We start from the raw sequence: 11,096 nt of genomic DNA, 5'->3' as shown, positions 1-11,096 counted from the left end.
TTAGACTAACCTCATCATGCCCCAGATGAAGGCCATTTCGCGTGTGGGAATGCAGGAAAAAGTCCTTCATGCCGCAGATGAAGGCCATTTCGCGTGTGGGAAGGCAGGAAAAGGTCCTTCATGACGCAGATGAAGGCCATTTGGTGTGTGGAAATGCAGGAAAAAGTCCTTCATGCCCCGGATGAAGGTCAGTTTGTCCACCTAAACGGAGAGGCTGTCCCGAAATTCATTCTTCATGGGCCTTCTTTTTTTATAGATAGGTAATCAGCCTCAGAGCTTTCGCTTTTCTAAATATCATCATATTTCTCCTAATTTACTCATATAGTGAAGTACATTACAGAGTAGAAAAGGTGAATAGGATGACTAAAAAATGGGTGCTTCCGTTAGTGATTGTCGTCTCGCTATTGATGGGGTTTTCTGGTGGTTTATATTGGACAAGTTTTCAAAAGGATAGCGGACAGCAGAGCAAGCAAATAGGGAATGAAGTAGAGGAATGGGATAAAATCGAACAAGCTTATCACTTAATTTTGAATCAGTATGTGGAGAAAGTAGAGAGTGATCAATTAATTGAAGGTGCGATTCAAGGGATGGTTTCTACTTTGAAGGATCCGTATTCCGTTTATATGAACAAAGAAATGTCCAAACAATTCAATGAAACGCTCGATTCATCCTTTGAGGGGATTGGTACGGAAATTGGAATGGAGGAGGGGAAAATTATTATTGTCTCTCCTTATAAAGATTCTCCGGCTGAAAAAGCAGGCTTAAAGCCAAAAGATGAAATTGTAAAAGTAGATGGAGAAAGCGTAGAAGGGTTAGATTTATATGAAACTCGTTTGAAGATTCGTGGGGAAAAAGGCACCGTTGTGAAGCTTGAAGTTAAACGTGAGGGGATTACTAAACCAATTGAATTTAGTATTGAACGGGCAGAAATTCCGCTGGATACGGTTTTTTCCTCTATAAAAGAAGAAGCAGGTAAGAAAGTCGGTTATATTGAATTAACGACCTTCTCGGAAAATACGGCAAAGGATTTTAAAGAGCAATTGAGCAAGTTAGAGCAAGCGGGGATGGAAGGGCTTGTCATTGATGTACGCGGTAATCCAGGCGGCTTGCTTTCTAGTGTTCAGGCCATTTTAGAAGAATTTATTACAAAAGAAAAGCCTTTCCTGCAAATTGCCGAGCGATCTGGAAACACAGAATCTTTTTACACCAAGCTAACAAAGGAAAAGGGTTATCCAATTGTCGTATTAACGGATGGGGGAAGTGCTTCAGCATCGGAAATTTTAGCAGGAGCTCTAAAAGAGGCGGGGGGTTATCCGCTGGTTGGAGAGAAAACATTTGGTAAGGGAACGGTTCAGCAAGCAGTGAAGATGGGAGATGGCAGCAATCTTAAACTGACACTATACAAATGGTTAACACCAGAAGGAAACTGGATTCACAAAAAAGGAATTGAGCCGACCATCCAAGTACAGCAGCCTCGCTTTTTCAATGTCCATCCTTTAACGGTTGAAAAAACATTGGAACGAGATATGACGGACGAACAAATTCAATATGCTCAAGCGATGTTAAAAGGGCTAGGCTTTGAAACGGGACGAGAAGACGGCTATTTTGATGTACAAACAGAAGTGGCCATTAAGGCCTTTCAGAAGGTGAAGAAATTGAACGTAACTGGAAAGCTTGATCGTGAAACGGCCTCAAAGTTAGAAGCGAGTATTTTGGAAAAGATTCAAGATGAAAGAAATGATGTGCAGCTAAGAACGGCGATTAAATATGTAGTTAGTCCATCGTTTAGCCGAATTAACGAGTAGCTACTATGTCATGTATCTAAAGGCTTTGTTAAATAGCGTTGCGGATAATACGACTTGTGACTCAGGTGTGCGTGGCTACGGTCTCGCACGCCTTTTAACAGTGTTTTATTATCTAAAAAAGAGATCCTTCATCTAATCTTTTAATTAATGAATCCGACCCTCCACCGGCTACTGTATTTTTGGTAGAATAGGAGATAGCAAAGGTGGTGGAGATTTATGACAGACTGGCTGATTGCGTGCTTAGTTGGATTAGGAGAACTCTTTTTAAATCCATTGTTTTATTTGTCTCTGATATTATGCTGGTGGATTGGATCTCAACGTGTGAAGCAAGAACGGCGTAATTTTAATACGAAAATTTTGGATAGCTCTCATGAATGGCAGGGCTTGTTGTCTCAGGGGCTTCTATGGGGTCTGATTCTTTCGATTATTACGCTTGGGACAGGGCTGACCATTCCGATAGCAGCTATGATTATTCTAACAGCTGTTACGCTAGTACTGGCGTTGACGTTCCAGTTCCGTTTCTTATCGCCAGCTTACACGCTTTCGTTGACATTTTTTATCGTATTTTCCATTTATCAACAAAACGTGCAGCTTCCGGTATGGAATGAGTATTTTGGACAGCTAGAGAAGGCTATCTATCCAACATTGGCTATTTTGCTTGGGTTTTTGTTAATTGCTGAAGGGTTTATCATTCAGCGAAATGGTGCCAAAATTATGACACCGCAGTTCACTGTTTCTAAGCGGGGACAAACAATTGGATTATATGCATCACGCAGAATTTGGTTGCTTCCGATGTTTGTTTTCATTCCTGGCGGGGAACTTGCTGCACCGTTTACATGGTATCCAATCTTTTCAATTGGTGAAGCACAGATTGCGCCAATTGTCCTTCCGGTCATCATTGGTTTTACCCAAAACGTGCAAGGAATGATTCCAGAACAAGCGGTCAAGGCCCATGGAAAACAAGTTGTCTCTTTAGGTTTCTTTATGACAGTACTTGCACTTCTCAGCTATTGGTATCCAGTGCTCGCGATTGTGACGGCAATCCTTGCGTTATTAGGGCGTGAACTAATCTATTATCTACAGAAAACGGCTGATGACAAACGTCCATTTTACTTCTCGCAAAGTTCAAAGGGTGTCAAGATTCTCGGAGTTATCCCGCACACTCCAGCGGACAAAATGGGTCTTGAAAAAGGAGAAATCATCTCTAAAATTAATGGTGTTGTCGTGAAAACAGAAGCGCAGCTCTACCAAGCTCTGCAAAAAAATCGAGCTCACTGTAAGCTTGAAGTGATTGGGAACAATGGAGAGATGCGTCTTGTACAACGAGCGTTATTTGAAGGAGAGCATTATGAACTTGGGTTGTTGTTTGTTGAAAATCAGCTGAAGGACCTTCAAGTAATGTGACAGTAATGAATATTTTAACGAAAAGGTTGAAATCCTTAATGAAAAAAGCTTTGGACGAGTCAATGTCGTCCAAAGCTTTTTTTAAAATAAATCAAAGTATGCTTTTAGTCCATTTGTGATTCCAGTAGCGGCATCATTTTGAAATTCAGTTGTTGAAATAATTTCTTCTTCATTTGGATTAGAAATGAATCCTAGTTCTACTAAAAGCGATGCGCCGTCATTTGTGCGTACGACTTGGAAGTTCCCTGTTTTTGAGCCGCGATTTTTTAAACCTGTACTTTTAATTAGTTCTTTTTGAACGATTTCAGCTAACTCTTTTTCATTCATATACGTTGTCCAATAGAACGTATCAATGCCGTTGGCTGTCTTGTCGGCGCTTGAGTTATAGTGAATGCTAATGAATACATCTGCATTATTCTTTTTACTAATTTGTACTCGTTCTGATAGAGTTGGGTAGGTATCTCCTGTTCTTGTCATCACGACTTTAGCTCCAGCTGCTTCTAGTTTTGCTTGAACCTTTTTCGCAGTAGCGAGCGTTAAATCTTTTTCTCTATGCTCACTTCCAATAGCACCAGGGTCTTGAGCTCCATGGCCTGGATCAAGCACGATAACTTTGTTCTTTAATCCTTTTGTCCATTTTTTATTAGATACATAGGCAAGAGAAACCCAACCCGTTACATTATTAGAAGTAACGACTTTCCCCCAATCTCCACTTGTTTGTTTTAATGTTAAAGCATCCCCGCGAGAAGCTGTTTCTAAAATGGCGGATGAGGCACTTGCTGATTTACGAACGTTTAACGTTTCCGATATAACATAGCGCATATTGCTGTTTGAAACCGTTTCAGCACTTGCTGTGACTTTTGGTTTTGTTGTAGATAAGTATTTCATCGAAACCCAACCGGTTACGCCGGAAGCCGTTTTAATTTTTGCCCAATCCCCTGATTTTGAGTAGTAAGTGACAGCTGCTCCTTTTTTAATGGCTGTAAGCACTTTAGCTGAAGTATTGCCGGAAGCCCTGACATTTAATGAATTCGCCGTCACGTAATACGTTTTTGTTACGGCAGGCTTTGTTTTCGATAAGTATGTAAGCGAAGCCCAGCCTATCGTTCCTGAGCTTGTTTTTACTTTTGCCCAGTTACCAGACTTTGAGTAATAGGTAACAGCATCGCCCTTTTTAATAGTTTTTAAGATTTTTGCTTTAGTAGTGCCGGATTGGCGAATATTTAACGTATTAGAAGTCACATAATATGTAGTTGTAGAGGCTGTTGTAGCTGCTGCTTTTGTGCTGGAAATATTCTTTTTTGTAACCCAGCCTGTCTTTTTATTCGATGATACATAGACTTGAAGCCAGCTGCCTTTAGTCGCTTTTATTTGCACAGAGGTGCCTTTTTTTAAAGTAGCTAAAGNNAGTAGAGGTTACATATCCTATTTCATTTATGTATGTAGTAGAAATCCAGCCCGTTTTTGAGCCGTATTTAATTTGAGACCAGCTACTTTGTTGTTTCGTAATCGTTACAATCTTCCCTTTTTTCAAAATGCCGATTTTTTTGGAACTAGTCGATGCTTTTTCGCGAACATTGAGAGTGTTTGCAGTAACGATGCCTTCTTTACTCGCCGCAGAAACGAGATGGCTTTCGATGGAAGAAGAGAAGGTGGCGAAAAATACAAAGGCAGCTACGAGTATTGTAATTACTTTACTTTTCATGGAACTTTCCTCCTGTGAGTTTTGATGTGTTAATACGATAATTTCCATAGTTTTAATAGTTTGATTTTCCCTTTTTTAATATTAGAATAGAAAACTATTTCAGTCATTATAGTACATTATACGATGGGTAAATGGTAGGTATTTCAATGGATTTGTGTCGAATTAGGTAATTATAAGTAGTAATTTGGGTAAAAAAGTAATATTTTAAGGGTGGTTTCAATATAATGAAGTAAGACTCATTTTGGCTACTAATGAGGAAAATATCAAAACTAGACATAAGGCATGTTGACAAAAAGACGAAGACACTTTATGGAAAATAACCAGAGTGTTCGCACAGTTGGGAATCGAGGGCCTACGACGTTTAGAGAATTATGATTTTCCGGAAAAAACAGTAACTCCGATGGGGAATAATTCCTGAGTGCGTTATTCATGGGCGAGGCGCAGGTGCACATGGCTATGTCGAGTCATATGGCAAGGTGAGCGACGAGCTAGTTTCTACATATACGACAGCAAAATTGTTTCAAGGGGCTGGGAAACAAGCACCAATATTTGTTCGCTTTTCAACGGTGATTCATGGAACGTATTTACGAGTTTTTGTTAATTAACAGTGTTCTACCACAGAAGCTTTACTTAATAAGTGTATCTTTTATGATTAAACGTTATAATGAATTCATTTAGGAAGCTATTTGTAAAGATTGTCAAAGAGAATGATTTTCACTAAACTAAGAAATAATGCCCTTTATGATAAGGAGATGGACAATATGATTACGAAATTTCTTGCTGCGCTTTTTTTGCCTTGTCTTCTTGTAATGTTATTTACAAGGGTTACGTATAACCATGTTGTAGGCTTAGTTTTAACGGTGGCGTTAATTGCAGCATCTGCATATAAAGGCTATACGCATACATGGCCTCTCATTGTAATCGATGCGTTTTCGTTAACGCTAGGTTTTTATTTATCATCGAAAATGATGAAGAGAACATCGAAAAGCGCCTGAGCAGGTGCTTTTTTAGTTAGGTTAATAGTGTTCACTTTTGGCAAAAATGAGCCAGACATTGTGTGATCAAACATATTGTTTAACAAAGCTTTATTTTAAAAATAAATAAGAATAAATGTTCGCTTTTGTTGGTTTGTAGATGGTCAGTTGTGGTAGAATGTGTATATATGAGATAAAACGGTTACGTAGGAGGCAATGTTAGTGAAGGATGTTTTTGAGTTAGTCTCTAAATATTCTCCTCAAGGAGATCAGCCTGCAGCGATTCAAAAGATTGTGGAGGGCATTAATGAGGGCAAAAGGTATCAAACATTGCTTGGTGCAACGGGAACAGGGAAGACGTTTACGGTATCTAATGTCATTAAAGAAGTGAATAAACCGACACTTGTGATTGCTCATAATAAAACATTGGCAGGGCAGCTTTATAGTGAGTTTAAAGAATTTTTCCCAAACAATGCCGTTGAATATTTTGTTAGTTACTATGATTATTATCAGCCAGAAGCGTATGTGCCTTCGACAGATACATTTATTGAAAAAGATGCGAGTATTAACGACGAGATTGATAAATTGCGGCATTCCGCGACATCATCATTGTTTGAACGGAACGATGTCATTATTATTGCGAGTGTTTCTTGTATTTATGGTTTAGGTTCTCCTGAAGAGTATCGCGAAATGGTCGTATCATTGCGCACAGGAATGGAAATTGATCGAAATGCATTGCTCCATAAGCTTGTCGATATTCAGTATGAACGAAATGATATTCAGTTTACGCGGGGAACGTTTCGGGTACGAGGCGATGTTGTTGAGATTTTTCCGGCTTCACGTGACGAACAGTGTGTTCGAGTGGAGTTTTTTGGTGACGAAATTGATCGGATTCGAGAAGTAGACGCATTAACGGGAGAAATTACAGGGGAACGAGAGCACATCGCTATTTTTCCAGCGTCCCACTTCGTTACTCGTGAAGAAAAGATGCGCATAGCGATTGAGAATATAGAGAAAGAATTAGAAGAGCGTTTGAAGGAGTTACGTGACAATGACCAGTTGCTTGAAGCGCAGCGCCTAGAGCAGAGAACGCGCTACGACTTGGAAATGATGAGGGAAATGGGCTTCTGTTCCGGGATTGAGAATTATTCACGTCATTTAACTCTTCGTCCGGCAGGAGCAACACCTTATACGTTATTGGATTATTTTCCAAAGGATTTTCTGCTTGTTGTCGATGAATCACATGTAACATTGCCGCAAGTTCGCGGGATGTTTAATGGGGACCAAGCACGTAAGCAAGTGTTAGTGGATCATGGATTTCGGTTGCCATCAGCGAAGGACAATCGACCTTTACGTTTTGAAGAGTTTGAAGAGAAAGTGAGTCAGGCTGTTTTTGTTTCAGCGACGCCGGGTCCATTCGAATTGGAGCATACGCCAGAGATGGTCGAACAAATTATTCGTCCTACCGGCCTGCTTGACCCGCTTATTGATGTACGACCAATTGAAGGTCAGATTGACGACTTGATTGATGAAATTCAAGAACGGATTCGGAAGAATGAACGTGTCTTAATTACAACCTTAACGAAAAAGATGTCTGAAGACTTAACCGATTATTTAAAAGAAATCGGCATTAAAGTGCAATATTTACATTCAGAAGTGAAAACATTAGAACGGATTGAAATTATTCGTGAGCTTCGTATGGGTAAATATGATGTGTTAGTCGGGATTAACTTGCTTCGAGAAGGTTTGGACATTCCAGAGGTGTCGTTAGTAGCCATATTAGATGCCGATAAAGAAGGCTTCCTTCGTTCAGAACGGTCGCTCATTCAAACGATTGGGCGAGCAGCACGAAATGCAAACGGGCATGTGATTATGTACGCTGATCGTATGACTAATTCGATGGAGCTAGCCATCGAAGAGACAAAGCGTCGTCGTGAAATTCAAGAACGTTATAACGAAGAACACGGAATTGTCCCACAAACGATTCAAAAAGAAATTCGTGATGTCATTCGCGCAACGCATGTAGCAGAAGAATCGGAAACTTATCAAGAACAACCTGCACCAAACTATGCAAAATTATCGAAGAAAGAGCGCGAAAAAGTAATGCAGCAATTAGAATTAGATATGAAAGAAGCGGCTAAGGCGTTAGACTTTGAACGAGCAGCCGAACTTCGTGATTTATTACTAGAGTTAAAAGCGGAAGGATGACGAGAGTATGGCAATGGATAAAATTGTAATAAAAGGTGCCAGAGCCAATAATTTAAAAAATATTGATGTAACGATTCCGAGAGATCAACTAGTGGTTATTACGGGCTTATCAGGATCTGGTAAGTCGTCCTTAGCTTTTGATACGATTTATGCAGAAGGACAAAGACGTTATGTAGAGTCTCTTTCCGCTTATGCACGCCAGTTTTTAGGGCAAATGGATAAGCCAGATGTCGATTCAATTGAAGGGTTATCACCAGCTATTTCCATTGATCAAAAAACCACCAGTCGAAATCCCCGGTCAACAGTCGGAACAGTAACAGAAATCTATGACTATTTACGACTGTTGTTTGCTAGAGTAGGGCGGCCTACTTGTCCGACTCATCACATTGAAATTAGTTCACAAACAATTGAACAAATGGTCGATCGGATTTTAGAATATCCAGAGCGGACAAAGCTTCAAGTGTTAGCGCCCATCGTTTCTGGACGAAAAGGGATGCACACGAAGCTATTAGAAGATATAAAAAAACAAGGCTATGTTCGCGTACGAATTGATGGAGACATGTATGATTTAAGCGAGGACATTAGTCTTGAAAAAAATAAAAAGCATTCCATTGAAGTGATTGTTGACCGAATTGTCATTAAAGAGGACATTGCGTCGCGTTTAGCCGATTCGCTTGAAAGTGCGCTTAAATTAGGTGACGGAAAGGTCATCATTGATGTGATCGGAGAGGAAGAATTACTGTTTAGTGAGCATCATGCTTGCCCGCATTGTGGTTTTTCGATTGAAGAGCTGGAACCGCGTATGTTTTCATTTAACAGTCCATTTGGGGCTTGTCCTGATTGTGATGGCTTAGGAGCTACATTAGAAGTGGACCGTGACTTAGTCATTCCAAATCCAGAGCTAACTCTGCGTCAACATGCTATTGCGCCTTGGGAGCCAACGAGCTCGCAATATTATCCGCAGCTGCTTGAAGCGGTTGCTAAACATTACAATATCGATTTAGATACTCCGGTCAAAGATATATCAGAAGAACAAATGGAAAAGGTATTAATGGGTTCAGGTTCAGACAAAATCTATTTCCGCTATGAAAATGATTATGGTCGAATGCAAGAAGGGTATATTCAGTTCGAAGGTGTATTGAAAAATATTGCCCGTCGTCATAAGGAAACGAGCTCCGATTATATTCGTGAGCAAATGGAAAAATACATGTCCACACGTGCTTGCTCAAGCTGTAAAGGAAATCGATTGAAGAAAGAAAGCTTGGCGGTTCTTATTCAAGGAAAACATATTAGTGATACAACTTCATTATCCATTGAAGAGTCACTTGAATTCTTTGAGCACTTACAACTTACGGAAAAAGAAGCAGCGATTGCGAAATTAATTTTACGTGAAATTCAAGAACGACTCACCTTCTTAGCGAATGTTGGATTAGATTACTTAACGTTAAGTCGAGCAGCTGGTACATTATCCGGTGGAGAAGCACAGCGAATTCGTTTAGCGACACAAATTGGTTCGCGTCTAACAGGTGTGTTGTATATTTTAGATGAACCGTCAATTGGTTTACATCAACGGGATAATGATCGGTTGATTGCAACGCTAAGAAATATGAAGGAAATTGGAAATACATTGATTGTTGTCGAGCATGATGAAGATACGATGCTTGCTGCCGATTATTTAATTGATGTCGGTCCTGGAGCAGGTACTCATGGCGGGCAAATTGTTTCAGCTGGTAAACCAGAAGAAATTATGAAAGACGAAAATTCCTTAACCGGTCAATATTTATCAGGGAAGAAATTTATTCCGCTTCCTTTAGAACGTCGTAGAAGTGACGGACGTTTTATTGAGGTAAAAGGTGCGAAGGAAAATAATTTGAAAAACGTCAATGTAAAGATTCCGCTTGGGATGTTTGTAGCGGTAACAGGCGTATCTGGCTCCGGAAAAAGTACATTAGTAAATGAAATCGTTCATAAAGAATTAGCGCAAAAATTAAATCGCTCCAAAGTGAAACCTGGTGCATTCCGAGAATTAAAGGGAATCGAACAGTTGGATAAAGTCATTGATATTGATCAATCACCAATCGGTCGAACCCCAAGATCGAATCCAGCCACTTATACAGGCGTATTTGATGATATTCGTGATGTGTTTGCGGCAACGAACGAGGCAAAAATTCGAGGGTATAAAAAAGGGCGCTTTAGTTTCAATGTAAAAGGCGGTCGCTGTGAAGCGTGTCGCGGCGATGGAATTATTAAAATTGAAATGCACTTTTTACCGGATGTGTATGTACCTTGTGAAGTGTGTCATGGGAAACGGTATAATCGTGAAACACTTGAAGTGCGTTATAAGGGAAAAAATATTTCCGATATTTTAAATATGACAGTAGAAGATGCACTTGTCTTTTTTGAAAATATCCCGAAAATTAAACGGAAAATACAAACGCTTTATGATGTAGGGTTAGGTTATCTTAAGCTTGGTCAGCCAGCGACTACTTTATCTGGCGGGGAAGCACAGCGAGTGAAATTAGCATCGGAACTTCACCGTCGTTCAACAGGACGCTCTTTCTATATATTAGATGAGCCAACGACTGGTCTTCATGTAGATGATATTGCTCGTCTTCTTATTGTGCTCCAACGCTTAGTGGAAAATGGTGATACAGTTTTAGTCATCGAGCATAATTTAGATATTATTAAGGCGGCTGATTATTTAATTGATTTAGGTCCTGAAGGCGGCGATAAAGGCGGAACGATTGTTGGCTATGGAACACCGGAAGAAATTTGCCAAATTCCTGAATCGTACACAGGGAAATATTTGCAGCCTATACTTACAAGAGATCGAAGTCGAATGGAAAAGAGAATTGAGGAAAGAGAGCAATTTGTCTGACCACTCCCATGGCTAAAGCCGCTGGGGTTTTTTCTCACAAATATCCCACTTACCAGCTTCCATAAGAAGAGGCAGAGGCGAGACTTGGGTGAGCAACACTTGAGAGAAAAACAGTCTTTCAA

The 11,096-nt window shown here is 40.0% G+C and carries 7 protein-coding genes and 1 pseudogene; 6 read left to right on the top strand and 2 right to left on the bottom strand.

What is annotated here, in order from left to right:
- Positions 1-359: 359 nt before the first annotated feature.
- Positions 360-1,805, top strand: coding sequence for a S41 family peptidase (locus V7068_RS15665; protein WP_499713582.1), 1,446 nt, complete (start codon positions 360-362; stop codon positions 1,803-1,805).
- 216 nt (positions 1,806-2,021) lie between these two features.
- Complete coding sequence (locus V7068_RS15660) at positions 2,022-3,209, top strand: PDZ domain-containing protein (RefSeq protein WP_499713581.1); 1,188 nt, start codon at positions 2,022-2,024, stop codon at positions 3,207-3,209.
- Between the two features lie 81 nt (positions 3,210-3,290).
- Here the strand turns inward: V7068_RS15660 and V7068_RS15655 are convergent, their stop codons facing one another.
- Together V7068_RS15655 and V7068_RS15650 are read right to left on the bottom strand one after the other, a co-directional pair.
- Entirely contained in the window at positions 3,291-4,586 is a 1,296-nt protein-coding gene (locus V7068_RS15655; RefSeq protein WP_499713580.1) for an N-acetylmuramoyl-L-alanine amidase family protein, read from the bottom strand.
- Positions 4,567-4,914, bottom strand: a complete 348-nt coding sequence (locus tag V7068_RS15650) for an SH3 domain-containing protein (RefSeq protein ID WP_499713578.1) — start codon at positions 4,912-4,914, stop codon at positions 4,567-4,569. The genes V7068_RS15655 and V7068_RS15650 overlap by 20 nt, the downstream gene beginning before the upstream one ends.
- 282 nt (positions 4,915-5,196) lie before the next feature.
- Between V7068_RS15650 and V7068_RS15645 the strand changes: the two are divergent.
- The 4 genes and pseudogenes from V7068_RS15645 to uvrA form a co-directional block, all read left to right on the top strand.
- Positions 5,197-5,498, top strand: a pseudogene (locus V7068_RS15645) (catalase); the annotation flags it as partial.
- 177 nt (positions 5,499-5,675) lie between these two features.
- On the top strand, positions 5,676-5,909 hold the full coding sequence (locus V7068_RS15640) for a CsbA family protein (protein ID WP_127762057.1): 234 nt from the start codon (positions 5,676-5,678) through the stop codon (positions 5,907-5,909).
- 201 nt (positions 5,910-6,110) lie between these two features.
- Positions 6,111-8,096, top strand: a complete 1,986-nt coding sequence (gene uvrB / locus V7068_RS15635) for an excinuclease ABC subunit UvrB (RefSeq protein ID WP_499713577.1) — start codon at positions 6,111-6,113, stop codon at positions 8,094-8,096.
- A 7-nt stretch (positions 8,097-8,103) separates the two neighbouring features.
- Positions 8,104-10,974: an excinuclease ABC subunit UvrA gene (uvrA, locus tag V7068_RS15630; RefSeq protein WP_499713575.1), complete on the top strand. Its 2,871-nt coding sequence runs from the start codon at positions 8,104-8,106 to the stop codon at positions 10,972-10,974.
- The last annotated feature ends 122 nt before the right edge of the window (positions 10,975-11,096 follow it).

Source organism: Bacillus sp. JJ634 (assembly GCF_036962285.1).
In the GTDB taxonomy this organism is placed as follows: Bacteria; Bacillota; Bacilli; order Bacillales; family DSM-1321; genus Peribacillus; species Peribacillus asahii_A.
Note: the sequence above shows the minus strand (reverse complement) of the source record. Positions and strands in the feature narration are given on the sequence as shown.